Source organism: Paracoccus pantotrophus (assembly GCF_008824185.1).
Classification (GTDB): domain Bacteria; phylum Pseudomonadota; class Alphaproteobacteria; order Rhodobacterales; family Rhodobacteraceae; genus Paracoccus; species Paracoccus pantotrophus.
In genome coordinates, this window is the sequence record NZ_CP044426.1 from 262,039 (window position 1) to 285,809 (window position 23,771).

21 protein-coding genes are annotated in these 23,771 nt (G+C 69.1%); 4 read left to right on the forward strand and 17 right to left on the reverse strand.

Annotated elements, in window-relative coordinates:
• Positions 1 to 26 precede the first annotated feature (26 nt).
• Both rlmN and ESD82_RS11735 read right to left on the reverse strand, forming a co-directional pair.
• Complete coding sequence (rlmN, locus tag ESD82_RS11730; RefSeq protein WP_024843027.1) at positions 27 to 1,223, reverse strand: 23S rRNA (adenine(2503)-C(2))-methyltransferase RlmN; 1,197 nt, start codon at positions 1,221 to 1,223, stop codon at positions 27 to 29.
• A gap of 109 nt (positions 1,224 to 1,332) precedes the next feature.
• Positions 1,333 to 1,860, reverse strand: coding sequence for an invasion associated locus B family protein (locus ESD82_RS11735; RefSeq protein ID WP_024843026.1), 528 nt, complete (start codon positions 1,858 to 1,860; stop codon positions 1,333 to 1,335).
• A gap of 151 nt (positions 1,861 to 2,011) precedes the next feature.
• On the opposite strand from ESD82_RS11735, the gene ESD82_RS11740 reads away from it, so the two are divergent.
• Positions 2,012 to 2,998 (forward strand): asparaginase, encoded by a 987-nt coding sequence (locus tag ESD82_RS11740; RefSeq protein WP_024843025.1) that lies wholly within the window; start codon positions 2,012 to 2,014, stop codon positions 2,996 to 2,998.
• 181 nt (positions 2,999 to 3,179) lie between these two features.
• Here the strand turns inward: ESD82_RS11740 and ESD82_RS11745 are convergent, their stop codons facing one another.
• The 4 genes from ESD82_RS11745 to fsa form a co-directional block, all read right to left on the reverse strand.
• A complete protein-coding gene (locus tag ESD82_RS11745) occupies positions 3,180 to 3,938 on the reverse strand; it encodes a TSUP family transporter (RefSeq protein ID WP_024843024.1) in 759 nt (252 codons plus the stop codon).
• 155 nt (positions 3,939 to 4,093) lie between these two features.
• On the reverse strand, positions 4,094 to 5,032 hold the full coding sequence (locus tag ESD82_RS11750) for a tyrosine recombinase XerC (protein WP_024843023.1): 939 nt from the start codon (positions 5,030 to 5,032) through the stop codon (positions 4,094 to 4,096).
• Positions 5,029 to 5,739: a DUF484 family protein gene (locus ESD82_RS11755; protein WP_024843022.1), complete on the reverse strand. Its 711-nt coding sequence runs from the start codon at positions 5,737 to 5,739 to the stop codon at positions 5,029 to 5,031. Before ESD82_RS11755 ends, ESD82_RS11750 begins: the two co-directional genes overlap by 4 nt.
• Complete coding sequence (fsa, locus tag ESD82_RS11760) at positions 5,739 to 6,392, reverse strand: fructose-6-phosphate aldolase (RefSeq protein WP_024843021.1); 654 nt, start codon at positions 6,390 to 6,392, stop codon at positions 5,739 to 5,741. The genes ESD82_RS11755 and fsa overlap by 1 nt, the downstream gene beginning before the upstream one ends.
• Positions 6,393 to 6,681: 289 nt before the next feature.
• Between fsa and ESD82_RS11765 the strand changes: the two genes are divergently transcribed.
• Entirely contained in the window at positions 6,682 to 8,883 is a 2,202-nt protein-coding gene (locus ESD82_RS11765; RefSeq protein ID WP_147428224.1) for a primosomal protein N', read from the forward strand.
• A gap of 336 nt (positions 8,884 to 9,219) precedes the next feature.
• On the opposite strand, the gene katG is transcribed toward ESD82_RS11765, so the two are convergent.
• The 11 genes from katG to ESD82_RS11820 all read right to left on the reverse strand — a co-directional run bounded on the left by katG (position 9,220) and on the right by ESD82_RS11820 (position 20,633).
• Positions 9,220 to 11,394, reverse strand: a complete 2,175-nt coding sequence (gene katG / locus ESD82_RS11770; protein WP_024843019.1) for a catalase/peroxidase HPI — start codon at positions 11,392 to 11,394, stop codon at positions 9,220 to 9,222.
• A gap of 254 nt (positions 11,395 to 11,648) precedes the next feature.
• Positions 11,649 to 11,915 (reverse strand): hypothetical protein, encoded by a 267-nt coding sequence (locus ESD82_RS11775; RefSeq protein ID WP_024843018.1) that lies wholly within the window; start codon positions 11,913 to 11,915, stop codon positions 11,649 to 11,651.
• Positions 11,872 to 13,326 carry a nitrite reductase gene (locus tag ESD82_RS11780; RefSeq protein ID WP_024843017.1) on the reverse strand — a complete coding sequence of 485 codons (1,455 nt, stop codon included), beginning with the start codon at positions 13,324 to 13,326 and terminating at the stop codon, positions 11,872 to 11,874. The genes ESD82_RS11775 and ESD82_RS11780 overlap by 44 nt, the downstream gene beginning before the upstream one ends.
• Complete coding sequence (gene nirJ, locus ESD82_RS11785) at positions 13,301 to 14,524, reverse strand: heme d1 biosynthesis radical SAM protein NirJ (protein WP_024843016.1); 1,224 nt, start codon at positions 14,522 to 14,524, stop codon at positions 13,301 to 13,303. Before nirJ ends, ESD82_RS11780 begins: the two co-directional genes overlap by 26 nt.
• A gap of 13 nt (positions 14,525 to 14,537) precedes the next feature.
• Positions 14,538 to 15,020: a siroheme decarboxylase subunit beta gene (ahbB, locus tag ESD82_RS11790; protein WP_024843015.1), complete on the reverse strand. Its 483-nt coding sequence runs from the start codon at positions 15,018 to 15,020 to the stop codon at positions 14,538 to 14,540.
• A complete protein-coding gene (locus ESD82_RS11795) occupies positions 15,017 to 15,490 on the reverse strand; it encodes an Lrp/AsnC family transcriptional regulator (RefSeq protein ID WP_024843014.1) in 474 nt (157 codons plus the stop codon). Before ESD82_RS11795 ends, ahbB (ESD82_RS11790) begins: the two co-directional genes overlap by 4 nt.
• The gene (gene ahbB / locus ESD82_RS11800; RefSeq protein ID WP_147428223.1) at positions 15,487 to 16,461 is read right to left on the reverse strand and encodes a siroheme decarboxylase subunit beta; all 975 of its coding nucleotides are present in this window, start codon (positions 16,459 to 16,461) and stop codon (positions 15,487 to 15,489) included. The genes ESD82_RS11795 and ahbB (ESD82_RS11800) overlap by 4 nt, the downstream gene beginning before the upstream one ends.
• A 1-nt stretch (position 16,462) precedes the next feature.
• On the reverse strand, positions 16,463 to 17,617 hold the full coding sequence (locus tag ESD82_RS11805) for a cytochrome D1 domain-containing protein (RefSeq protein WP_024843012.1): 1,155 nt from the start codon (positions 17,615 to 17,617) through the stop codon (positions 16,463 to 16,465).
• A complete protein-coding gene (locus tag ESD82_RS11810; RefSeq protein ID WP_147428222.1) occupies positions 17,614 to 17,925 on the reverse strand; it encodes a c-type cytochrome in 312 nt (103 codons plus the stop codon). The genes ESD82_RS11805 and ESD82_RS11810 overlap by 4 nt, the downstream gene beginning before the upstream one ends.
• The gene (gene cobA / locus ESD82_RS11815; RefSeq protein ID WP_024843010.1) at positions 17,918 to 18,778 is read right to left on the reverse strand and encodes a uroporphyrinogen-III C-methyltransferase; all 861 of its coding nucleotides are present in this window, start codon (positions 18,776 to 18,778) and stop codon (positions 17,918 to 17,920) included. Before cobA ends, ESD82_RS11810 begins: the two co-directional genes overlap by 8 nt.
• Positions 18,779 to 18,842: 64 nt before the next feature.
• Positions 18,843 to 20,633, reverse strand: coding sequence for a nitrite reductase (locus ESD82_RS11820; RefSeq protein ID WP_024843009.1), 1,791 nt, complete (start codon positions 20,631 to 20,633; stop codon positions 18,843 to 18,845).
• A gap of 126 nt (positions 20,634 to 20,759) precedes the next feature.
• On the opposite strand from ESD82_RS11820, the gene ESD82_RS11825 reads away from it, so the two are divergent.
• Complete coding sequence (locus ESD82_RS11825) at positions 20,760 to 22,808, forward strand: NosR/NirI family protein (protein WP_024843008.1); 2,049 nt, start codon at positions 20,760 to 20,762, stop codon at positions 22,806 to 22,808.
• A complete protein-coding gene (locus tag ESD82_RS11830) occupies positions 22,805 to 23,722 on the forward strand; it encodes an FAD:protein FMN transferase (protein ID WP_024843007.1) in 918 nt (305 codons plus the stop codon). The genes ESD82_RS11825 and ESD82_RS11830 overlap by 4 nt, the downstream gene beginning before the upstream one ends.
• Positions 23,723 to 23,771 lie beyond the last annotated feature (49 nt).

A 23,771-nucleotide genomic window follows, 5' to 3' on the forward strand; every position in this document is an offset into this window, starting at 1 on the left:
GGCCGCAGGCGCAAGGCATGATGCCGTTAGGCGCGGGCCTCGGCCGCGATCTGGGCGGCGGATTTGCGGCCGCGCTCGGTCGCGGATTTCAGCTGGCCGCAGGCGGCCATGATGTCCTCGCCCCTGGGCGTGCGGATGGGCGAGGCATAGCCGGCCTTGTGGACGATGTCGGCGAAGGCCTCGATCCGCTCCCAGCTGGAACGGCGATAGGGCGAGCCGGGCCATTCGTTGAAGGGGATCAGGTTCACCTTGGCCGGGATGCCGCGGATCAGCCGGACCAGCCGGCGCGCATCCTCGTCGCTGTCGTTCACCCCGTCCAGCATCACGTATTCGAAGGTGATGCGTTCCGAGTTCGACAGCCGCGGATAGTCGCGCAGCGCATTCAGCAGCGTTTCGATGTTCCACTTCTTGTTCACCGGCACCAGCCTGTCGCGGGTCTCGTCGGTGGTGGCATGGAAGCTGACCGCCAGCAGGCAGCCGATCTCCTCGGCGGTCCTGGCGATTTCCGGGACGATGCCGCTGGTCGACAGCGTGACGCGGCGGCGCGACAGGCTGATGCCTTCGCCATCCATCACCACCTTCATCGCGTCGCGGACATTGTCGAAATTGTAGAGCGGCTCGCCCATGCCCATCAGCACCACGTTCGAGACCAGCCGCGTCTCGTCCTTGGGCGCGCCGGGCTTCGGCCATTCGTCCAGGTCGTCGCGGGCCACCAGCACCTGGCCGACGATCTCGCCCGCGGTCAGGTTGCGCACCAGCTTCTGCGTGCCGGTGTGGCAGAAGGAACAGGTCAGCGTGCAGCCCACCTGGCTAGAGATGCAAAGCGTGCCGCGGTTTTCCTCGGGGATATAGACGGTCTCAACCTCATGGCCGCCATTGATGCGCAGCAGGTACTTGCGGGTGCCGTCGGCGCTGATCTGGCGCGTGACGATCTCGGGCAGGGCGATCTCGAACTTCTCGGCCAGGAGCGCGCGGTAATCCTTGGCCAGGTTGGTCATCTGCGCGAAATCACGCACGCCCCAGTGATAGATCCATTGCCAGATCTGGCCGACGCGCATCCTGGCCTGCCGTTCCGGCGTGCCGGCCTCGACCAGCGCCTCGTGCAGCTGCTCGCGGGTCAGGCCGACCAGGTTGCGGCGCGCCGTCTCGGGCAGCTTGCGCGGGATGGTCAGCAGATCCTGGGTGATCGGGGCAGAGGGCGTGACGGGCGACGGGGCGTTCATGGCTGGCTTGTCCGGGCGGCAAGGGGGCAATGGGCCTATATAGAACAAGGCGGCCCAAAAGAAAACAGGGGCTCGCGCCCCTGTCCGCTGCGGTTCCGGCAGTTGCGGATTATTTGCAGGCGGCCTGGGCCTTGTTCGTCGCGGCGGTGATGCCCGACAGGCTGAAGGTGTCCTTGGTCACGGTGCCCCGCGCCGAGCGCCCGGTCACCACCGCAGTCGAGCCCGCCCGCAGCGCCGAGACCAGCTTGGCATCATCGGCCGGAGAGCCGGTCCAGGCGCTTTCGCCCTCGGTGAACAGCTTGAAGACATTGCCGCCGACATTCACCTCGACCGCCGAATCGGGGGCGAAGGGATAGCCGCCCGAGAACGAGACCTCGCCCGACTGGCCGGGCCGATAGGCGACGTAAAGCCGGATGTCGCCACGCGTCACTTCCTTGGGCTTGCCGTTCGTGTCCAGGTTCTGGGTGGATTTCGGGGCCGACACTGCCCAGCATTCCTTGGGGCTGGTCGCCGAGAAGACGGTCCAGTCGCCCTCGGTCCCGATCACATTCGTCGAGTCCTGGGCCAGGACCGGCGAAGACGCGGCGATCGCAATTGCGGCGGCTGCCGCTGCGGCGCGCGGCGCGAATTTCAACATGCTCTGGCCTCCTGCCATGGTCCGGTTTGTTCCGGCTTGTTGCCGATGACGGTGGTGTTTTCAACCATCTGGCGGCAAGATAATGCGAAAAGGAAGCCGTGAAAAACCCCCGTTCGCGGAAAATCGCGCGATTGTCAGAGGAAAAGCAACCATGACCGCAGCCAGACTCATCGAATTGTGGCGGGGCGGCATGCGCGAAAGCACCCATCTGGGCCATGTGGTGATATCGGACGCGAATGGCATCGTCGAAGCCTGGGGCAATCCGGGTGCGGTGATCTATCCGCGCTCGTCCTGCAAGATGATCCAGGCGCTGCCGCTGGTCGAAAGCGGGGCGGCCGATGCGGCGGGGCTGGGAAGCGAGCATCTGGCCCTGGCCTGCGCCAGCCATAGCGGCGGGCGCATTCATACCGAGCGGGTCGCGGCCTGGCTGTCCGGCCTGGGGCTCGACGACGGCGACCTGCGCTGCGGCGCGCATCTGCCAGGCGATCCGGCCGAGCGCAAGCGGCTGATCTGCTCGGACGAAAGCCCCTGCCAGGTCCACAACAACTGCTCGGGCAAGCATGCCGGTTTCCTGACGCTGAAACGGCACATGAATGCCGGCCCGGAATATGTCGAGATCGACCATCCCGTGCAGCGCGCCGTGCGCCGCGCCTTCGAGGAGGTGACGGGCGAGACCGCGACCGGCTGGGGCATCGACGGCTGCTCAGCACCGAATTTCGCCTGCACGGTCGAGGGGCTGGCCCATGCCATGGCCGGTTTCGCCCGGCCGGGCGCCGGCGCGCGGGGCTGGGCGCAGCGGCGCCTGGTCGAGGCGATGCTGGCCCATCCGGAGCTGGTCGCCGGCGAAGGCCGGGCCTGCACCGAGTTGATGCGGGCCATGCAGGGCCGCGCCGCGGTCAAGACCGGGGCCGAGGCGGTTTTCGTCGGCATCGTCCCCGAACGCGGGCTGGGCATCGCGCTGAAGATCGCGGATGGCGGCACCCGCGGCGCCGAGGCCGCGATTACCGCGCTGATGGTGCATCTGGGCCTGCTGGAGGAAGCCCATCCGGTGGTGCAGAAATACCTGACCGGGCCCATGCGCAACTGGCGCGGCCTGGCGACGGGCGAATTGCGCCGGGCCGAGGGGTTCCCGAGCTGATCCGGGCGCGCAGCCTTCCCGATCAGATCGGGGGCTTTGCCCCCGCGCGTTCCGCGCTCCCCCAGGATATTTGGACAAGAAAGAACCCCAGGCCCCGGCCGCTTCTTCCTTGGGCAAATATCCTGCGGGGGAAGCCCGTCGGGCTTGCCCGGCGGGCGTGGGGGCGCAAAGCCCCCAACCTTCAGAGAATCTGCCAGATCAGCCGCAGCGCCAGCGCGGTCGAGGTTGCGACCAGCAAGGGCTTGATGACCCGCGCACCGATCCGTATCGCCAGCCTCGCGCCGAGCAGGGCGCCGGCAATCTGCGCCAGCGCCATGACGGTGCCGACCAGCCAGAGCGGCTTGCCTACCGCCGCAAAGGCGACCAGCCCGCCCAGGTTCGAAGCGAAGTTCAGCAGTTTCGTATACGCCGTCGCCTTGAGGATGCCGTAGCCGGCCAGCATGACGAAGCCCAGCATGAAAAAGGATCCCGTGCCCGGCCCGACCAGCCCGTCATAGAAGGCGACGAGGGGCACGACCGAGGCGGTGAAGGCGGCCGGGGCGATGCGGCGCATGCGGTCGGTATCGTTCAGCCCCGGCTTCAACGCGAAGAAGGCGGCGATGCCGATCAGCAGCAGCGGCAGGCCGTAGCGCAGCGCCTGCGCCGGGATCCAGCTGACCAGCAGCGCGCCGCAAAGCCCGGCCGCGAAGGCGACCGCCGCCGCGCCGCTCTGCCCGCGCAGGTCCACGAGCCCGCTGCGGGCATAGGAGATCGCCGCCGTCCCTGCGCCGAAGACGCCCTGGACCTTGTTCGTGGCCAGCGCCTGTGCCGGCGGCAGGCCGGCCAGCATCAGGGCGGGGACGGTGATCAGCCCGCCCCCGCCGGCGATGGCATCGACGAAGCCGGCGGCGAATGCGGCGCCGGCCAGGAGCAGCACGAGATCGAGGGAGAGTTCGAACATGCCGCCCCTTTGGGATGCCGCGCGGGAAATGTAAAGCCGGCGCGGGCGGCGGGGTCGCATGGGTATTTGCGGAACGAAGAAGTTCTGGCGAAAGGCCGGGCGCGGCCTCTGCCGGTCGCCCGGCCGGTTGGGTATTTGGGAAAGGGCGAAACCGCTCAGGCGCGGGGATGGGCGGCGCGATAGACCGCCATCAGGTGGGCGTCGTCCACGCCGGTATAGACCTGGGTCGTGGACAGGCTGGCATGGCCCAGCAGCTCCTGGATCGTGCGCAGGTCGCCCCCCGCCGCCAGCAGATGCGTGGCGAAGGAGTGGCGCAGCGCATGCGGCGTTGCCGTCGGCGGCAGGCCCAGCACCTGGCGCGCCTGGCGCATCGCGGACGCGACCAGCGTGGGGCTGAGCCGGCCGCCGCGGGCGCCGCGAAACAGCGGCGCCTTGGCCTCCAGCGGATAAGGGCACAGGCGCAGGTAATCGGCGATGGCCTTGCGCGCGATGGGCAGGACCGGCACCTGGCGTTCCTTGCCGCCCTTGCCGCGGAGTGTCAGCACCTCGCGCAGCGGCCAGTCGGCGCCGTCGAGCCCCAGCGCCTCGGAGATGCGCAGCCCGCAGCCCCAGAGCAGCGTCAGCACCGCCGCGTCGCGGGCGGCGATCCAGGCCTCGGGATGGGCGCTGGCGGCGATGTCCAGCACCGCCTGCGCCTGGTCCGGCGCCAGCGGCCGCGGCAGCGAGCGGGTGAATTTCGGGCTGCGCGAGGCCAGCGCCCTGGAGGCGTCGAAGCCGTGGCGGTCCGACATCCAGCGGATGAAGCTGCGCGTCGCCGAAAGCCTGCGCGCCAGCGAGCGGGGCGAAAGCCCGCGGCCGCGCTCGGCGGCGGCAAAGGCCCGCATGTCGGATTGCGTCAGCCCGGCCAGCGTCGCCGGCAGGGCGGGCGTGCCGTGATAGCCGCCGAGGAAGGCCAGGAAGGCCAGAAGGTCGGCCTGATAGGCGCGGATGGTGTGGTCGGAACGGTCGCGGGTCGCGCGCTCGCTGTCGAGCCAGCGCGCGAGGTTCTCGGCCATGGCCGGGGCCAGCGCCAGGGGCTTGGCCCCGCCGGTCATGTCCTGAGCCAGGAGATCAGCACCAGCCGGAATGCCTGGCCGAAGAAGCGCAGAAGATCCGTGCCCTGGGCCGGGTTGAAGCGCCCCAGATCGGCCGAGCCCATCAGCAAGAGCGCCGGGAAGCGGCCGGGGCCGAGATCGATGGGCAGCAGCGCCTCGGAGCGGATCGGCGCGCGGGCCTCGCCATGGAAGGGCAAGGTCTCGCGCGCCACGCGGCGCAGCACGATGTCGTCGCCGCGCGGCATCCGCCGCCCGCCCGAGATCAGCCGGGCCACCGTGCCGGAGGGCGCGATCACCAGCGGGCCGCTGGCCTCGGGCGCCGGGATCTCGCCGCCCGATTCCATCACCAGCCGCAGGGTTTCCACCCGCAGGATCGGCGCCACGGCGATGTCGAGGTTTTCCAGGAACTCCTCGAAATCCGTCGGTTCCAGCAGCGACAGCACGGCGCGGTGGATGGTGTTCATCCCCGACTGGTTGTCATAGGCGGCCGAGATCACCGATTCATGCGCCGCCTCGAGCCGGTCGAGCCGCGATTCCAGCGCCTGCATGGCGCGGCCGCGGATGTCGATGACGTTCTCGCCCACCTCGGCCTCGCGCGCGCCGATTAGCGCGCGCATCAGGTCGCGATCCGCGAGGATCAGCTCGGGCTGTGCCAGCAGCCGGGCGCGGATCTCCTCGGTCAGTTCGGCCGCGGTCTGCTCGGTCATCAGACGATCTTCTGCCCGGTCTTGGCCCAGTCGGCGGTGAACTGCTCCAGCCCCTTGTCGGTCAGCACGTGATTCGCCATCGCCTTGATGACCGCGGGCGGGGCGGTGATGACGTCGGCGCCGATGCGGGCGGCGTCGGTGATGTGGTTCACCGAGCGGATCGAGGCGGCCAGGATCTGGGTCTGGAAGTCGTAATTGTCATAGATCTCGCGGATCTGGGCGATCAGTTCCATGCCGTCGAAGTTGATGTCGTCGAGCCGGCCGATGAAGGGGCTGATGAAGGTGGCGCCGGCCTTGGCGGCCAGGATCGCCTGCGCGGCCGAGAAGCACAGCGTCACGTTCACCTTGTGGCCCTGCGAGGACAGCGCCTTGCAGGCTTTCAGCCCGTCCCAGGTCAGCGGCACCTTGACGGTGATGTTCGGGGCGATCTTCACCAGGTGCTCGCCCTCGCGGATCATGTCCTCGGCCTTCAGGGCGACGACCTCGGCGCTGACCGGGCCCTCGACGATGTCGCAGATCTCCTTGGTGACTTCCAGGATGTCGCGGCCCGATTTCAGGATCAGCGACGGGTTGGTGGTGACGCCGTCCACCATGCCAAGGTCGTTCAATTCGCGGATCGCGGCGACGTCGGCGGTATCGACAAAGAATTTCATGGGAGGGAGCCCTTCTTGCGGTTTTGCCGTGGGTTTAGCGCATAACAGCCGGCGCGTGAAGTCCGGCCTGCGCGGCTTGCGGGCCCGGCTTGCGGGGCAGGGCGCCGACATGCCACTAGTGGCGGACCTTTTGGATCACGCTTATCCGCCGCTGCCGCAGGAGGAATGCACTTGGAAGCCCTTCAGCCCGATCTCGTCGCCCTGTTGCCGGCCCTGGCCGCCGGTCCGTTCCTGGTCGGAAACTGGCCGCTGCTGCTGCTGATCGGCTGGGCGGCGCTGCCGGCCTGAGATGTCCCCGCCGCTCTTCTATCCCCATGGCGCGCGCATCGCGGTGCTGACGCAGGAGGTGGTCGGCATCCTCGACTATCTCGCGCCCGAGGGCGGCGTGCGGCTGGGCCAGCTGGTCGTGGTGCCGCTGGGCCCGCGCCGGGTGATGGGCGCGGTCTGGGGGCCGGGGATCGGCGATTTCGACGCGGCCAAGCTGCGGCCGGTAGCGCGGCTGATCGACGCGCCGCCGCTGGCGCCGGGGATGATCGAATTCCTGGCCCGCATGGGCGAATACACGCTGACGCCGCTGCCCTCGCTTTTGCGCATGGCGACGCGGGCGCCGGACCTGGACCAGCCGCCCTCGGCCCGGCGCATCATCCATCGCGCCGGGCCGGAGCCCGCGCGCATGACCGATGCCCGCGCCGCCGTGCTGCGGGTGATCGAGGATCACGGCGGCGCCGGCTTCGCGCCGGGCGAGCTGGCGCAGTTGGCCGGGGTCAGCGCGTCGGTGGTGCAGGGGCTGGTCAAGGCCGGCGCGCTGGCCGAGGTGCTGGCGCCGCGCGACGTGCCCTATCCGAAGCTGGATCCCGGCCTGCCGGGCAAGCCGCTGGCCGAGGACCAGGCCGAGGCCGCCGAGACCCTGCGCGCGGCGCTGAAGACCCGCGGCTATGGCACCACGCTGCTGCGCGGCGTCACCGGCTCGGGCAAGACCGAGGTTTACCTCGAGGCGGTCGCGGAATGCCTGCGCCAGGGCCGGCAGGCGCTGGTGCTGCTGCCCGAGATCGCGCTTTCGGCCGAGTTCCTCGACCGGGTCGAGGCGCGCTTCGGCGCCCGGCCCGGGGAATGGCATTCGGGCATCACCCGCAGCGAGCGGCGGCGGCTGTGGACCATGGCGGCCATGCATCATGTCGGGCTGGTGGTGGGCGCGCGTTCGGCGCTGTTCCTGCCCTTTGCCGATCTGGGTCTGATCGTCGTCGATGAGGAACACGATTCCAGCTACAAGCAGGAGGATGCGGTCTATTACAGCGCCCGCGACATGGCGGTGCTGCGCGCCAGCATCGAGGCCGCGCAGGTGGTGCTGGCCTCGGCCACGCCTTCGGTCGAAAGCTGGGTGAACGCGGCCTCGGGGAAATATCGCCGCCTCGACCTGCGCGCCCGCTATGGCACGGCGGACCTGCCCGAGATGGGCACCATCGACCTGCGCCAGCAGGAGATGGAGAAGGGCCGCTGGATCAGCCCCCGGCTTGCCGCCGAGATCGCGCTGCGCAAGGAACGCGGCGAGCAGTCGCTGCTGTTTTTGAACCGGCGCGGCTATGCGCCGATCACCGCCTGCCGCGCCTGCGGCCAGCAGATCGGCTGCGACCATTGCGACGCCCGCATGGTCGAGCATCGCTTCCAGAACCGCCTGGTCTGCCACCAATGCGGCGCGACCAGGCCGATCCCGACTGCCTGTCCCGCCTGCGGCGTCGAGGGCAAGATGACCGCCATCGGGCCGGGGGTGGAACGGCTGGCCGAGGAAGTGGCCGAGCGTTTCCCCGAGGCGAAGGCGACGGTGCTGTCCTCGGACCTGTTCCATTCGGCCCGGGCGCTGAAGGAGGCGATCGCCGAGATCGGCGCCGGCGGCACCGATATCATCATCGGCACGCAGATCGTCGCCAAGGGCCACAACTTCCCACGCCTGACGCTGGTCGGCGTGATCGACGCCGACCTGGGCCTGCAGGGCGCCGACCTGCGCGCGGCCGAGCGCAGCTTCCAGCTGATGCGGCAGGTCGCCGGCCGGGCCGGGCGCGAGGGTGGCGATGCGCGGGGGCTGGCGCTTCTGCAGACCCATCAGCCCGAGCATCCGGTGATCCGCGCCATCCTGTCGGGCGAGGACGAGGCGTTCTGGGATGCCGAGGCGGCGGCGCGGCAGGCGGCGGGGATGCCGCCCTTCGGCCGGCTGGCCGGGATCATCCTGTCGCATCCCGACCAGCCGGTGGTCGAGGACTATGCCCGCGAACTGGCCCGCCGCGCCGAGCCGCTGCGCGCCATCGGCGCCGAGCTGTTCGGCCCGGCGCCGGCACCCATCGCCCGCATCCGCGCGCGCTACCGGGTGCGGATGCTGATCCGGGCGCCGCGGCAGGCGCCGGTGCAGGGCGCGATTTCGCAATGGTTGCAGGCGGCGCCCAAGCCGCCGACCAATCTGCGGCTGGCGGTGGACATCGACCCGCAGAGCTTTCTCTAGGCGCAAGCCGCGCTCCGCGCCCTGCGACGGTATGCATGGCCAGCGCAAGCGGCGGGCCGATGAAGCCGCCCGGCCCGCGTCTTCTTCGTTCTGCAAATACCCCCCGCAAGCTTTCCGGCAGCGCCGAGATCGCAGAGTCAGGCCCGACAGTGAAGGGCCGGCCGGCCAGCCCGCATGATCCCCGGCTCCGGGTGGACCGGGTCGGGCGGGCGTGGGGGCCGCACCGATCGCGGCATGAAAAATCCCCAGGAACCGATGGCTCCTGGGGCTGCAATCGTTACCACTACCAATCCCCCGGGCAAGCGTCGCCGGGCGCCGTCCAGGGGCAGGAACGGATTACGACCGCAGATCGAAGCGGTCGGCCTCCATCACCTTCGCCCAGGCGGCGACGAAATCCGCGACGAACTTGCCGCCATTGTCGTCCTGGGCATAGACCTCGGCATAGGAGCGCAGGATCGAGTTCGAGCCGAACACCAGATCCAGCCGGGTCGCCGTCCATTTCACCGCGCCGGTCTTGCGGTCGCGGATCTCGTAATGGTCGCCGGCCTTGGCCCAGGTATTGGCCATGTCGGTCAGGTTCACGAAGAAATCCGTGGTCAGCGCGCCCTCGCGGTCGGTGAAGACGCCGTGCTTGCTGCCGCCATGGTTGGTGCCCATCGCCCGCATGCCGCCGACCAGGACCACCATCTCGGGTGCGGTCAGGCCCATCAGCTGAGTGCGGTCCAGCATCAGTTCCTCGGGGGCGACGGCATAGTCCTTTTTCAGCCAGTTGCGATAGCCGTCATGGATCGGCTCCAGCACCGCGAAGCTGTCGGCATCGGTAATCGCGTCCGTGGCGTCGCCGCGGCCGGGCGAGAAGGGCACCTCGACGTCATAGCCCGCCGCCTTGGCCGCCAGTTCCACGCCGACATTGCCGGCCAGGACGATGGTGTCGGCGACGCTGGCGCCGAACTCGGCTGCCAGCGGCTCCAGCACCGAAAGCACCTTTTGCAGCCGGGCGGGTTCATTGCCTTCCCAGTCCTTTTGCGGGGCCAGGCGGATGCGCGCGCCATTGGCGCCGCCGCGCATGTCCGAGCCGCGGAAGGTGCGCGCCGAATCCCAGGCGGTCGCCACCATCTCGGCTACCGTCAGCCCGCTTTCGGCGATGCGCGCCTTGAGCCCGGCGATGTTCCAGTCGCGGTTGCCGGCCGGAACCGGATCCTGCCAGATCAGGTCTTCGGTCGGGGCTTCGGGGCCGATATAGCGCGCCTTCGGCCCCATGTCGCGATGGGTCAGCTTGAACCAGGCGCGGGCGAAGGCGTCGCTGAACGCCTCGAAATCGTTCATGAAGCGCAGCGAGATCTCGCGATAGATCGGGTCCACTTTCAGCGCCATGTCGGCATCGGTCATCATCGGCATGTGGCGGATCGAGGGATCCTCGACATCGACCGGCTTGTCCTCGTCGGCAATGCTGATCGGTTCCCATTGCGAGGCGCCCGCCGGGCTGTGGGTCAGCGTCCATTCATGCTTGAACAGCATCTGGAAGAAGCCGTTGTCCCATTGCGTCGGGTTGGTCGTCCAGGCGCCTTCCAGGCCCGAGACCATGGTGTTGCGCCCGATGCCACGGCCCTTGGTGTTCATCCAGCCCAGGCCCTGGAACTCCGGCTCGGCGGCCTCGGGATCGGGGCTGAGGTCGGCGACATTGCCGTTGCCGTGGCACTTTCCGATGGTGTGGCCGCCGGCGGTCAGCGCCACGGTTTCCTCATCGTTCATGCCCATGCGGGCGAAGGTCTCGCGCATCTGGTAGGCGGTGGCCTGCGGGTCCGACCGGCCGTTCACCCCCTCGGGGTTGACGTAGATCAGGCCCATCTGCACGGCGGCCAGCGGGTTGGCCAGCGTCTCGGCCTTGGTCACGTCGTCATAACGGCTGTCGCTGGGGGCCAGCCATTCCTTTTCCTCGCCCCAATAAGTGTCCTTTTCGGGGTGCCAGATATCTTCGCGGCCGAAGGCGAAGCCATAGGTCTTGAGGCCCGCGACCTCATAGGCGACGGTGCCGGCCAGCACGATCAGGTCGGCCCAGGAGACCTTGTTGCCGTATTTCTTCTTGATCGGCCACAGCAGGCGGCGGCCCTTGTCGGTGTTGACGTTGTCCGGCCAGCTGTTCAGCGGCGCAAATCGCTGGTTGCCGGTATTGGCGCCGCCACGGCCGTCGCTGGTCCGGTAGGAACCGGCCATGTGCCAGGCGGTGCGGGCGAACATGCCGACATAGCTGCCCCAGTCGGCCGGCCACCAGTCCTGGCTGTCGGTCATCAGCGCGCGCAGGTCGGCCTTCAGCGCCTCGACATCCAGCTTTTTCAGTTCTTCGCGATAGTTGAAGTCCTTGCCCAGCGGGTTGGTCTTGCTGTCGTGCTGGTGCAGGATGTCGAGGTTCAGCGCATTGGGCCACCAGGCCGTGACCGAGCTGCCCATCGCGGTGTTCCCGCCATGCATCACCGGGCATTTGCCGGTGGTCTTGATGTCGTTTCCGTCCATGATAGCTCTCCTTTTGCTGGGTCGCGTCACCGGGGCGACGCAGGTACCGGGTGCGGAATATGGCTGTCATGCAACCGCAGCATGCGTCTCCTGCGAATCTGCATATCCTCTTGAGACAGGTTCTAGCAGCTTTCGGAATTATTGTAATTTATAAGTTTTAATTTACATGATAATTTCTGATTATGACATGGAGCGACCTGTCCGTGGCCCTTGCGCCGGTGGCGTGGACGGGCCTTCGTGGTCGGCGAAAGGGGTCAGCCGCGCGGCCGGGCGCGGTCCATCAGGCTGCGGATCCAGCGGCCCGAGGCCCAGGCCGCCGGGACGCCCAGCACCACCGCCGCGCCGGCGGCCTGCATGGGCGGCAGCACCGGCAGGCCGGTCCAACTGGCCAGCAGCGACAGCATGAACAGGTTGATCCAGACCGCCGCTGCCGCGAAGGGATAGAACAGCAGCGCCAGTTTCCAGGCCGGCCAGCCGTCAGTGGCTGGTTCCGTCCTCGAAGGTGATCTTGTTCCAGACATTGTATTTCCCCGAAGGCTTGCGCATCGGCAGCCGTTTCACCTCGTCCAGCGTCCTGGCATCATAGACCACGACCGCGCCCTCGTCCTCCCACAGCGAGACCAGCACGTGACTGCCGTCGCGGGTGAACTCGCTATGGGCGAAGGTCTGGCCCGGAAAGGGCGCCAGCGTCTTGACGATCTCCAGCGTGTTCTTGTCGATCACATGCATCTCGTCCTTGTGCGGGCCGAAGAACACGTCGGCCCAGACATAGGGGCTGGCGGCATGGCCACGCAGGAAGAAGCCGGGACCATCGGTCTTGATCTGCTTGACCAGGCTCCAGTCCTGCATGTCGATGACCGAAAGCACGCCCTCGCCCAGATGCGGGGTGGCCATGACGCGGCGGCCGTCCCGTTCCCAGGTGATGCCCGAGCCCAGATGCGGCATGCCGGGCAGGGGCAGTTCCGCCACCTTGTGCCCGTCGTCCAGGTCGATCACCACGCCCTTGTCGCCGTCGCGGTTGGCCCCGATCAGCTGGCGATAGTCGGGCGAGAAGAAGAAATCGTCCAGCGGCTCGTCGATGGGGATGCGGCGGACGGACAGGTCGGCGGTCGCGACCTCCCAGATCTCGGGCGCGTCCTTCAGCGCCAGCACGAAGCTTTCGCGCTGCGGCGCCTGATAGACGGCACTGACCCGGCTGGGGGTGCCGTCCACCTCGGTCTCGATCAGCCGCAGCGGGTTCAGGTCGGCATCCAGGATGGTCAGGCTTTCCGGCAGGTAGTTCGCCACCGCGATGCGCTGGCCGTCCGGGCTGATAGCGATGTTGCGGCTGTTCAGCGCGGCGCGAATGCGGCCGACCTCGGCCAGCGTCCAGATGTCGTATTTCTGCACCCAGCCGTCGCGCGACATGATGTAGACGAAGCGCCCGTCGGGGCTGAATTTCGGCCCGCCATGCACGGCGAAGGGGGTGGCGAAGCGGTCCAGCACCTCGAACGTGTCGCCGTCCAGCACGCTGACGTGATGGTCGCCGGTCTCGACCACCAGGGTGATGTTCAGCGGATCGGCGGCAAAGACCGGCTTTTCCGCGGGCTGGTAGTCGGCATTCATCTCGCGGCTGGCGGCGATCTGGTCGGTGCCCCAGTCGGGGCGGTCTTCCAGCGGCGTGGTGACGTAACCCACCAGCGCGGCGATGTCCTCGGGCGACAGCCGGTCGGCGAAACCCTCCATCTGGGTCGAGACCCGGCCCTGGGCGATCACCGCGTCGATGCCGCGCAGCCGGCCCAGGGTTTCGGGGATCAGCGCCGGGCCGGTGCCGCCCAGCCGGTCCTCGCCATGGCACGACGCGCAATGCTCGGCATAGTCGGCGGCCGGGTCGGCATGGACCGCCAGCGGCAGGGCGAGCAGCAGGCTAAAGAAAGCGATGGGCCGGATCATGGCTTTTTCCCCGGAAAGGCGTGACGGCAAGGCGGTCCAGGTCGGCGCCCTCGGCGCCGATCTCGGAGCCCGAGAGATAGCAGGCCGGATCCTCGGCCCAGGGGTCGCCGGTCAGTTGCAGCGCCCGGATGCGGGTATTGCCGCCGCAGACCGCCTGATAGGCGCAGGCACCGCAGCGCCCCTTCAGCGGCCGCGGCCGGGTGCGCAGCGTGGCCAGGATCGGGTCGTCCCCGGTCCAGATCGCCGAGAACGGCCGTTCCTTGACCGAGCCCAAGGTATAGTCCGACCAATAGGTGTCGGGATGGACGCGGCCCTGCGGGTCGATATTGCCGACGCCGAGCCCCGAGGAATTGCCGCCCCAGGCCTGCAGATGCGCGCGCAGATGCGCGACGGCGGCGGGCGCAAAGCGCGTCTCGGCCCAACGCAGGAAATAGACCGCATCGGCATCGTTGTTGCCGGTGACGACCTCCAGCGGCTCGCCCCGCTCGACCGCCTGCCAGGCGCGGGCGATCAGCAGGTCCATGGCGCGGCGGGTGCGGGCATGTTCGGTATCCTCGCCCCGGTGCTTGTCGCCGCGCCCGGCATAGACCAGATGCGACAGGTAGAACTTGTCCACGCCCTCGTCGCGGCACAGGTCCAGCATGGCGGGCAGGTGATGGGCATTGCCCTCGGTGATGGTGAAGCGCAGGCCCACCTTGACGCCCTGCGCCTTGCAGGCCCGCACCCCGGCCAGCGCCTGGTCGAAGGCCCCCTCGACGCCGCGGAACCAGTCGTTCACCGCCCCGATCCCGTCGAGCGAGATGCCGACATAGTCGAAGCCCAGCCCGGCCAGCCGCTCCACGTTGCCGGCGTCGATCTTGGTGCCGTTGGTGGACAGCGACAGGTGGCGGAAGTCCAGCCGCCGTGCCTCCTCGGCCAGTTCCCAGAAGTCGAAGCGCGACATCGGCTCGCCCCCCGACAGGATCAGCGCCGGGATGCGGAAATCCGACAGGTCGCGCAGCACCGCCATGGCCTGGTCATGCGAAAGCTCGCCCGGAAAGGGCCGGTCGGCCGAGACGGTATAGCAATGGCGGCATTTCAGGTTGCAGCTGCGGGTCAGGTTCCAGATCACCACCGGGCGGACCGCATCCGGCCGGCTGCGGCGGCGCGGCGGCGAGGGGTCCAGAAGCTGGTGCATATATTGGGTCAGGCGGAACATGGCTTTGCCTTTCTTAGCCGTCCTTCAGGCGCAGGCCGGTCTTTTTCAGGATCCGGGTGGAATAGAGGATGTCGTCGGCCCGGCAGGCGGCGCCCAGCAGCGCGCGGACCTGGGCGCGCTTTTGCTCGACCTCGGCGCGGCTCTGGCCGTGCAGCATGGCGAACAGGTTGTAGCGCCAGACCGGCGCGCGCGGGCGCAGGTAGCAATGCGTCACGAAATCCAGCGCGCCGATCCTTTCGCCCAGGGCCTCGGCCTGCGCGTCGTCCACGTCCCAGACGCTCATGCCGTTGGCGATCATTCCCAGCGCATAGTGGTTGGGCGCGATGGCGATGCGGCGGATCACGCCCTGCGCATGCAGGATCGACAGCCGGGTGATGACCTGCGTCTCGGTCAAGCCCAGCTCGGCGGCGATCCGGGCATAGGGCGCCTCGTCCAGCGGCAGGCCGGCCTGCGTGGCGGCGATCAGCCGGCGGTCGGTATCGTCCAGGACCGTCATGCCGCCACCCGAAAGCCGATGAAGAACTCCCGCAGCTTGGGAAAGCGCCAGACGGTCAGCCCGGTTTCGGCCTCGATGCGCCCGGCGGTCTCGGCGATGCCTTCGGGCGTGGCGGTGGCCAGCACGAACCACATGTTCAGCGCATGATCGCGGGCATAGTTATGCGCCACCTCGGGATGGGCGTTGACCAGCGCGGCGATGCGGTCGAAATCCGCCTGCGGCGCGGAAAGCGCGCAAAGGCAGAAGGCCCCGCCCATCGCCGCGGCGTCGTAGAACGGGCCGAAGCGGGTGATGGCGCCGATCGCGCGCAGGCGTTCCAGCCGCTCGATCAGCTGGGCGCCGGTCAGGCCAAGCGCCGCGCCGGCATCGTCGAAGGGGCGGGGGGTCAGGGGAAACCCCTCTTGCAGGCGGTTCAGGATGGCGCGGTCGGTATCGTCCAGCGCCTCGGGCGGCAGGGTCTGGCGGCTCATGCGGCAACCTCGGCGATGACGGCGCCCCGCTGGCGAAAGCAGCGGGTCGAGAACAGGATACGATGCGGCACGCCTTGCAGTTCGGGCAGGGCGCGGGCCTGGACCAGCACCTCCATCGCCTCGGCGCGCGAGCGGGCGTGGATCATGCAGAACAGCGGCCAGTTCCACAGCCCCGGCACCGTGCGGCGCTGATAGCACAGCGTCACGCCGGGCACTGCGGCCAGCGCCGTTCCGGCCGCCTCGACCGCCGGTTCGGGCAGGCGCCAGACCACCATGGCGTTTTCGCACCAGCCAAGCGCACGATGCCGCACGATCACGCCCACGCGGGTCAGGATGCGCGCCGCCGCAAGCGCCCGGATGCGCGAGATCACCTCGGCCTCGCTGCGGCCGAGCGCCTGCCCCAGCGCCACGAAGGGGCGCGGCACCAACGCCAGCCCGGTGGTCAAGGCCTGCATCAGCGCCTTGTCGCGCGGGCGCAGGACGTCCAGGTCGGTGGGCCGGTCCAGCGCCATGGCGCGGCGCGGGCCGATCAGCGGAAAGCCCAGGTCGATGTTGAAGGCCCGCACCAGCGGCAGCGACAGGGGCACCAGCCCCGTTGCCGTCTCGATCCGGACCAGGCTTTCCTCCAGCGCCTCGGCATCGGGAGCGGTGGCGACGAACCACAGGTTCCAGTCGCTGCCCTCGCGCAGATAGGAATGGTTGACGCCGGGCTCGGCCCCGACCAGCGCCGCGACCTTGTCGATGCGCCGCACCGGCACGCGCAGCGCGGCCAGCGTCGAGGCGCCGGCGGTGTTCGGCCGGCAGGTGGCGCCGATGCGGGCGATCAGCCCCTCGTCGCGCAGGCGGGCCAGGCGGGCGATCACCTCGGCCTCGCTGGTGTTGAGGCGGTTGGCGATGGCGGCGAAAGGCCGGGTTTCCAGCGGCAGGTCGCGCTGGAAACCGTCAAGCAGGCGCAGGTCCAGATCATCCATGTCATAACCCCGTGCGATGCGCGCGATCGGTGAAGAAGATGCCCGAGGGCGCGCGGGCCTCGATCTCGCCCAGCACCTCGCGGGTGCGGGTGTCGCGGATCTCGACCCGGTCCTCGTCGCGGACCGACAGCCAGACCTCGCGCCCGCGCGGGGCGAATTCCATGTGCAAGACGCCCTTGCCGGGGGTCAGCGTGTCCAGAACCTCGTGGGTCAGCACATCGACCACTTGCAGCTTGTCGTTGTCGGGCGGGGCGAAGTTCACCCAGACCTCGCGCTTGTCGGGGCGGGCCAGGGCAAAGACCGGCTGGCCGGCCAGGTCGGTGCGGGCGATCTCGGTCAGGTCCGCGGCATCGACCCAAAGCAGTTGGTGCAGCCCCACGGCGGGCAGGGCGAAAAGCCCCTCGGCCAGCGTCCAGCCTTGCAGATGCGGCATCTTGTAGACCGGCAGGTCCGGCAGGTCCTTGCCGTAATCGGGCAGGAAGCGCGTGACTTTGGGCGGATCCTGCCACAGATCGACCTGCACCAGCCCCTTTTCGCCGAACAGCCCGACGATATAGTGCCGCCCGTCGCCGGTCAGCAGCGCGTCATAGGGATTGGCGCCGATGCCCTCCAGCTTGGTGACTGCCGGCTGCGCGGCATCGGTGGAATGGTCGAGGATCCAGACCTCACCCGTGTCCCAGGTCGCGACGACGAAGCGCGAGCCCGGCGCATCGGCGATGCCCACGGTCTTGGAGCCCATCGGCACATCCGCCACCAGTTCCAGCGTCTCGGCGTCGAAGACCTTGACGCCGCCCGGCTCGTAATTCGCCACCGCCACCAGCCGGCCGTCGTCCGAGATGGCGCCGCCGATGGAATTGCCGGCCTGCACCACGCGGCGGACCATCTGCCGGGTCAGGATGTCGACCTTGGTCAAGCCGCCGTCGCGGCCGAAGACATAGGCGAAGCGTTCGTCGGGGGAATAGACCAGGCTGGCATGGGACAGATCGCCCAGCCCCTCGATCCGGCCGAGCGCGGCGCGTTCGCTGCGATCCACGACCAGCAGCGAGCCGGCCTCGCGCTCGACGATCAGGCCCAGATCGCCGGTGCCGCGCAACTCGTCGGCCAGCGCCGGGCTGGCGATCAGCAGGAGGGCGGCGAGAGTTGCCTTGAGCATCATTCCGTCTCCGTCGTCAGAAGGTAATCGGCGATCCAGCGCGCCTCGTCCTCGGTCAGCAGCGGGCGCCAGCCGGGCATGGCGGTGCCGGGCATGCCGTCCAGGATCACGCCGCTCAGGTCGTCGACGTCGCGCCCGGCCAGCGCCCCGGCGGTGATCGGCCGGCCCAGCCCGCCGGTCAGCCGCAAGCCGTGGCAGGAACCGCAATCCTGCCGCACCAGACGGCGCAACTGGTCCTGCCGCGCGGCATCGGGCGGTCCCGCAACCGCGGTCCCGGCCAAAAGCGCCAGCAGGAGCGCCAGCCTAGCCATGCGCCACCAGCCGCCATTCCGGGCGGTAAAGCCCCTGCGGCAGGGCGCCATCCTCGGCCAAGGCCGCGACATGGCCGACGATGAACAGCACCGGCGCCGGCAGCGGCTCGGCCGCCAGGGCGGCGGCGATGCCCGACAGCGTGGCGCGCAGTCGCCGTTCCTGCGGCGTGCTGGCCTGCGACACGGCCAGCACCGGCAGGTCGGCGGGCATGCCGTGGGCGATCAGCTCGGCCGCGATCTCGGCCATGTTCGCCGCGCCCATATAGACGGCCAGCGTGGTCTGCGGATCGGCCAGCGAGGCCCAGTCGAGGTCCAGCGCCGCGTCCCGCGCCCGGTGGCCGGTGACATGGCGCAGCCCGGTCGCGAGCCCGCGATGCGTCAGCGGAAACCGGGCCGAGGCGGCCGCCCCCTGCGCCGCGGTGATACCGGGCACATAGTCGCAGGGGATGCCGGCGCGGATCACGGCCTCGAACTCCTCGCCGCCGCGGCCGAAGATGGTCGGATCGCCGCCCTTGAGCCGCGCCACGGTCAGGCCGGCGAGGCCCAGTTCGACCAGCAGGGCGTTGATCTCATCCTGCGGCACCGGGTGGAAGCCCGCCGCCTTGCCCACCGGGATGCGCCGGACATGGGCGGGGACGCAGGCCATCACCTCGTCCGAGACCAGCCGGTCATGCACCACCACATCCGCCTGCTGCAAAAGCCGCAGCGCCCGCAGCGTCAGCAATTCCGGGTCGCCCGGACCGGCGCCGATCAGATCGACCCTGCCCAGTCCCGCCTTGCCCGCTGCCGCGTCGTTCAAGTTGCGCGCGGCCATGCCTGGCGCCGCGCCGCCCGTCACCGTCTTGCCGGCCATGTCGAACCCCATTGAAATACTGCCGGAGCGGGGGCGCGAACGCCCCCGCCTGGGTCGTAACCGCTCAATAGGTGTCGGTCATGGTGTTGTAGACGTTGAACTTGCCGGTGGGCGTCACCAGCCGCTCGTCCTTGATGACGTGCTTAAGTTCCAGCGTCTTGTCGTCCACCACGACCAGCGCCGATTCCTGGTCCTTGCCGTTCCAGACGCTGAACCAGACCTCGGTGCCGTCCTTGTTGAACTCGCCCTGCACGACGCGGGGCTGGCCTTCGGTGATGCCGGCCCATTCGGCGATGGGCAGGGTCTTGAACTCGGGGTCCGAACCGTCGCCCGTCATCGCCTTGATGTCGAAGACCGCGACCGAGCCGGAAATCTCGGCCTCGGGGTTCAGGGTCGCATCGACATAGAGATATTGCGAGTTCGGGTGCGTCTTGATGAACAGCGAGCCGCCCCCCAGCGCCGGGAAGCTGTCGAGGATCTTCCAGGCATTGTCGGGATGGCCCTCGGGATCGGTGCCGATCAGCGCCACCGAATCGTCGCCCATATGCGAGGTCGCCCAGACCGGCCCGAAGGTCGGGTGGACGAAGTTCGCGCCGCGGCCCGGATGCGGGGTCTGGCCGCCGGTATCCTCGATCGCGACCAGCTTGCCTTCCTTGGTGTCGATCACCACCAGCTTGTTGCGGGCGTTCGCCGCGGTGATGAAATAGCGGTGCGAGCCGTCCAGGCCGCCGTCGTGCAGGAAGCGTTCGGCGCTGATCTCGGTGGTCTTGAGGTTGTCGAGGTCGGTATAGTCCACCAGCAGGATCTTGCCCGTTTCCTTGACGTTCACGATGAACTCGGGCCGGTAATGGCTGGCGAGGATCGCGGCGACGCGCGGCTCGGGGTGATATTCCTGCTCGTCATAGGTCATGCCGCGCGTGGACTGGATCTTTTTCGGCTCCAGCGTCTCGCCGTCCATGATGACGTATTGCGGCGGCCAATAGGCCCCGGCGATGGCGTATTTGTCCTCCCAGCCCTCCATCTTCGAGGTCTCGATGGAACGCGCCTCCGAGCCGATCTTGATCTCGGCAACGGTGGTGGGCTCCTTCATCCACAGGTCGATCATGTTGACCTTGCCGTCGCGGCCGATCACGAACAGGTAGCGGCCCGATGCGGACAGCCGGCTGATATGGACGGCATAGCCGGTGTCGAGGACCGACTTGATCTCGTAGGTGGCGCCGTCGATCAGCGCGATCTGGCCGGCGTCGCGCAGGGTGACGCTGAACAGGTTTTCCAGATCCCAGTCGTTTTCCTGCTGGGTCGGCCGGTCTTCCGGCGCGACATGCACCTTCCAGGATTCGCGCATCTCCTTCATGCCGAATTCCGGCGGCGCGGCCGGGTCCAGAAGCAGGTAGTTGGCCATCAGGTCGACCTGCTCGGCCGACAACTCGCCCGAGGTGCCCCAGTTCGGCATCCCCGCCGGCGAGCCGTAGGTGATGAAGCTTTGCAGATAGTCAAAGCCCAGATCGCGGGTCAGGTCAGGGGTCAGCGCCTTGCCGGTCGCGCCTTTGCGCAACACGCCGTGGCAGCCGGCGCAGCGTTCGAAATAGATCTTGTTGGCCTCGTTGTATTGGGCATCGGACAGCGCCGAAACGCCCTCGGGCGCGCCGGGCGCCGCGACATCCTGCTGCGCAAGGTTGTCCAGCGAGGGCTCATAGCGATTGTCGGTGCGCGTCTTGTGGTCCTCCAGCGCGGCGGCTGGATCCTTTGGCGGTGCGACCTGTTCCTGTGCCGAGGCCGCAAGCGGTCCAAGGACAAGGGCCAGGGCTGCCGAGGCCAGGAGGCCGGGTCTGGCGAATGGAGTCCTTTGTCTCATCTGGCTTTCCTATTTGCTGGCGCGCGTTCACGCCGTTCCTGTGCGGAATTTGCGCGCAAGGCTTTGACCATTGTTAAGGCCGGGGTGCGGCATTCGCGCCATCTGCAGGGAAACCCTGGGATGCGGATGGCGATGCCGGTCAAATTTCCTCTTGCCCCCTGGCGCCTGCTGCCGGCGTTGCTGGCGCTGGTGCTGCTGATTCTGCCGGCGGGGGCCGAGCCGCCGGCCGCCCCCGACGCGATGCTGGCCCAGGCGCTGTTCGACGCCGAGGGGCCGGTGGTGCTGGACCGCCGCGAAACCCCGGCGCCGGGCTGGCGCGTCAGCCGCGACGGCCAGGCGTTGGGCATGATCGGCTCGACCTGGGAGATCGCGGCGACCACCGGCTATTCCGGCAAGCCGCTGGACGTGCTGGTCGCCGTCACGCCGCAAGGGGTCATCGCCGGGGCCAGGCTGGTGCGCCAGACCGAGCCGGTGCTGAGCCTGGGCATTTCCGAGGCGCATATCGCCGCCTATGTGGACGGCTTTCGCGGCGTCGATCTGTCGCAGGGCGAAGCACGGGGCCGGGCGCTGCCGGACGCGATCTCCCGCGCCACGGTCTCGACCGGGGTGATTCGCGACGGCATCCTGCGCAGCGGCCGGGTGCTGGCCCAGGCGCAGGGGCTGGGCGGCGGCGGCATCGACCGCGTCGGCTACCGCCCCGCGACCTGGGCCGAACTGCTGGCCGAGGGGGCCTTCGGCCATGCCTCGATCTCGATGGCCGAGGCGGCGCGGGCCTTTGCCGACGCCAAGGTGGCCATCGAGCCCTCGGATGCGCCCTTCCTGGACCTTTATGCCGGGCTGATCGACCCGCCAACCGTCGGGCGCAACCTGCTGGGCGCGCGGGACTTCACCGCCGTCGCGGGCGCCCTGCAACCCGGCCAGGCGCTGGTCGCGGTGCTGTCGCGCGGGCTTTACAGTCCGCGCGGCGCGGATTGGCGCCGCTCGGGCCGCTTCGAGCGCATCGGTTTCGAACAGGGCGCGCTGCGGATCGAGCCGCAGGACGGCGATTTCGTCATGGTCGAGAAGCTGGCGCTGCCCGACGCGCCGGCCTTCAGGGAAATAAGCCTGTTCCGGCTGAACATCGACCCGGCTGCTGGCGGCATCGATCCGCGCCGGCCCTTCGACCTGGTGGTGACGGCAACCCGGCCGCTGGCGGCGGGGGGCGCGGGGGCGTTGCCCATCCGCGCCACCATCCGCCTGCCCGCGGCCTATACCGTCGCCGACGCCCCCGCCGTCCCGCTGTGGCAGGAGTTCTGGCTGAAAAAGATCCCCGGCATCGCCGTGGTCGGCGCCATGCTGTTCGTGCTGGCGCTGATCCTGTTCGGGCAAGAGGCGCTGGTGCGCCGGCCGCGGCTGTGGCGCCGTGTGCGGCTGGGCTTTCTGGCCACGACGCTGGTGGTGCTGGGCTGGGGGCTGAACGGCCAGCTTTCGGTGGTGCAGGTGGTGGCCTTCCTGAACGCGCTGCTGTCCGGCTTTCGCTGGGAAACCTTTCTGATCGAGCCGATCATCTTCCTGATCTGGTCCGCCGTGGCGCTGGGGCTGCTGTTCTGGGGCCGCGGCGTGTTCTGCGGCTGGCTGTGCCCCTTCGGCGCGCTGCAAGAGCTGATGAACGCTGCCGCCCAGCGGCTGGGGGTGCGGCAGATCGCCGTGCCGCAGGCCCTGCACGAACGGCTTTGGGTGATCAAGTACACGCTGTTCGTCGCCATCGTGGCGCTGAGCTTTTACAGCATGGAGCAGGCGCTGATCCTGGCAGAGGCCGAGCCGTTCAAGACCGCGATCTCGATGCGCTTCCTGCGTGCCTGGCCCTTCGTGCTCTTCGCGCTTGCGGTGCTGGCGGGCGGGCTGTTCATCGAGCGGTTCTATTGCCGCTATCTCTGCCCGCTGGGGGCGGGGCTGGCGATCCCGGCCAAGCTGAAGATCTTCGACTGGCTCAAGCGCCGCCCGCAATGCGGCCGCGAATGCCGGCTGTGCGAGACGAAATGCACCGTCGGCGCCATCGACCCGCTGGGCCGGATCAACCCGAACGAATGCGTGCTGTGCCTGCGCTGCCAGGTGGTGATGAACGACCCCGGCACCTGCCCGGTGCTGAAACGCCGCGCCCGCAGCGCCGCCGCCCCGACCGGAGAAGCGCCATGAACCGCCGCCGTTTCCTGCTGCTGACCGCCTGCGCCGCGCTGCCCGGCATGGCGAAGGCCGCGCCCGAGGAATGGCAGGGCCGCGCCATGGGTGCCGATGTCGCCCTGCGGCTGCACGGGGCAAGCCCGGCGCAGGCCCGCGGCTTCTTCGCCGAGGCGGCGCGGCTGCTGGCCCATGTCGAAAACCTGTTCTCGCTGCATCGCGATTCCGATTTGGCGCGGCTGAACCGCGACGGGCGGCTGCGCTTTCCCGCTGCCGGGATGGTGGAACTGCTGGCCCTGTCAGACCGGCTGCACCGTGCCACCGGCGGCGCCTTCGACCCGACCGTGCAGCCGCTGTGGCTGGCGCGGGCGCGGGGCGGGGACGAGGCCGCGGCCCGCGCCCTGGCCGGCTGGGATGCGGTCGCCTGGTCGCGGTCCGAGGTGCGGCTGGCCCGCCCCGGCATGGCGCTGACCTTCAACGGCCTTGCCCAGGGCTGGGCCGCCGACCGGCTGGCCGAGGCGGCCGCGCGCCACGACCTGACCGACCTTCTGATCGACGCGGGCGAGATCCGGGCGCTGGGACCGCGGGGCTGGCGCGTGGGACTGGCCGATGCCGCGGGGCACGAGCATCGCCGCATCCGGCTGGACGGTCGGGCGCTGGCGACCTCGTCGCCCGGCGCCACGCTGATCGGGCCGCGCGGCCTGCCGCATATCCTGTCGCCGGATGGCGGGGCGGCACCGCTTTGGGACACGATCTCGGTCAGCGCAGACAGCGCGGCCATGGCCGACGGGCTTTCCACCGCGCTTTGCCTGATGCCGCCCCAGGCCGCCTGCGCCGCGCTGGCGCGTTTGCCGGGCTGCCGGATCGAGCTGGCGATCGCCGCGCCGGGGGCGGAATTTCCCGGTAAAACCCCAAGCTTTTGCCTCGCTTGACTTTCATCAATGAGCGACTCGCGCTTGCCGGACAGTGAGGTCACATCGG

Bases quoted from the DNA above. Each gene is read 5' to 3' on its own strand.
- ESD82_RS11755 (WP_024843022.1), bottom strand. From the start codon at position 5,739: ATGACCGAGCAGACCGCGGCCGAACTGACCGAGGAGATCCGCGCCCGG.
- rlmN (WP_024843027.1), bottom strand. From the start codon at position 1,223: ATGAACGCCCCGTCGCCCGTCACGCCCTCTGCCCCGATCACCCAGGAT.
- katG (WP_024843019.1), bottom strand. From the start codon at position 11,394: ATGGACGGAAACGACATCAAGACCACCGGCAAATGCCCGGTGATGCAT.
- ahbB (WP_147428223.1), bottom strand. From the start codon at position 16,461: ATGGATGATCTGGACCTGCGCCTGCTTGACGGTTTCCAGCGCGACCTG.
- ESD82_RS11775 (WP_024843018.1), bottom strand. From the start codon at position 11,915: ATGTCTGGAACAAGATCACCTTCGAGGACGGAACCAGCCACTGACGGC.
- ESD82_RS11810 (WP_147428222.1), bottom strand. From the start codon at position 17,925: ATGGCTAGGCTGGCGCTCCTGCTGGCGCTTTTGGCCGGGACCGCGGTT.
- cobA (WP_024843010.1), bottom strand. From the start codon at position 18,778: ATGGCCGGCAAGACGGTGACGGGCGGCGCGGCGCCAGGCATGGCCGCG.
- ESD82_RS11805 (WP_024843012.1), bottom strand. From the start codon at position 17,617: ATGATGCTCAAGGCAACTCTCGCCGCCCTCCTGCTGATCGCCAGCCCG.
- ESD82_RS11795 (WP_024843014.1), bottom strand. From the start codon at position 15,490: ATGAGCCGCCAGACCCTGCCGCCCGAGGCGCTGGACGATACCGACCGC.
- ESD82_RS11820 (WP_024843009.1), bottom strand. From the start codon at position 20,633: ATGAGACAAAGGACTCCATTCGCCAGACCCGGCCTCCTGGCCTCGGCA.
- nirJ (WP_024843016.1), bottom strand. From the start codon at position 14,524: ATGTTCCGCCTGACCCAATATATGCACCAGCTTCTGGACCCCTCGCCG.
- ESD82_RS11745 (WP_024843024.1), bottom strand. From the start codon at position 3,938: ATGTTCGAACTCTCCCTCGATCTCGTGCTGCTCCTGGCCGGCGCCGCA.
- ESD82_RS11780 (WP_024843017.1), bottom strand. From the start codon at position 13,326: ATGATCCGGCCCATCGCTTTCTTTAGCCTGCTGCTCGCCCTGCCGCTG.
- ESD82_RS11765 (WP_147428224.1), top strand. From the start codon at position 6,682: ATGTCCCCGCCGCTCTTCTATCCCCATGGCGCGCGCATCGCGGTGCTG.
- ESD82_RS11750 (WP_024843023.1), bottom strand. From the start codon at position 5,032: ATGACCGGCGGGGCCAAGCCCCTGGCGCTGGCCCCGGCCATGGCCGAG.
- ESD82_RS11830 (WP_024843007.1), top strand. From the start codon at position 22,805: ATGAACCGCCGCCGTTTCCTGCTGCTGACCGCCTGCGCCGCGCTGCCC.
- ESD82_RS11735 (WP_024843026.1), bottom strand. From the start codon at position 1,860: ATGTTGAAATTCGCGCCGCGCGCCGCAGCGGCAGCCGCCGCAATTGCG.
- ahbB (WP_024843015.1), bottom strand. From the start codon at position 15,020: ATGACGGTCCTGGACGATACCGACCGCCGGCTGATCGCCGCCACGCAG.
- ESD82_RS11740 (WP_024843025.1), top strand. From the start codon at position 2,012: ATGACCGCAGCCAGACTCATCGAATTGTGGCGGGGCGGCATGCGCGAA.
- ESD82_RS11825 (WP_024843008.1), top strand. From the start codon at position 20,760: ATGGCGATGCCGGTCAAATTTCCTCTTGCCCCCTGGCGCCTGCTGCCG.
- fsa (WP_024843021.1), bottom strand. From the start codon at position 6,392: ATGAAATTCTTTGTCGATACCGCCGACGTCGCCGCGATCCGCGAATTG.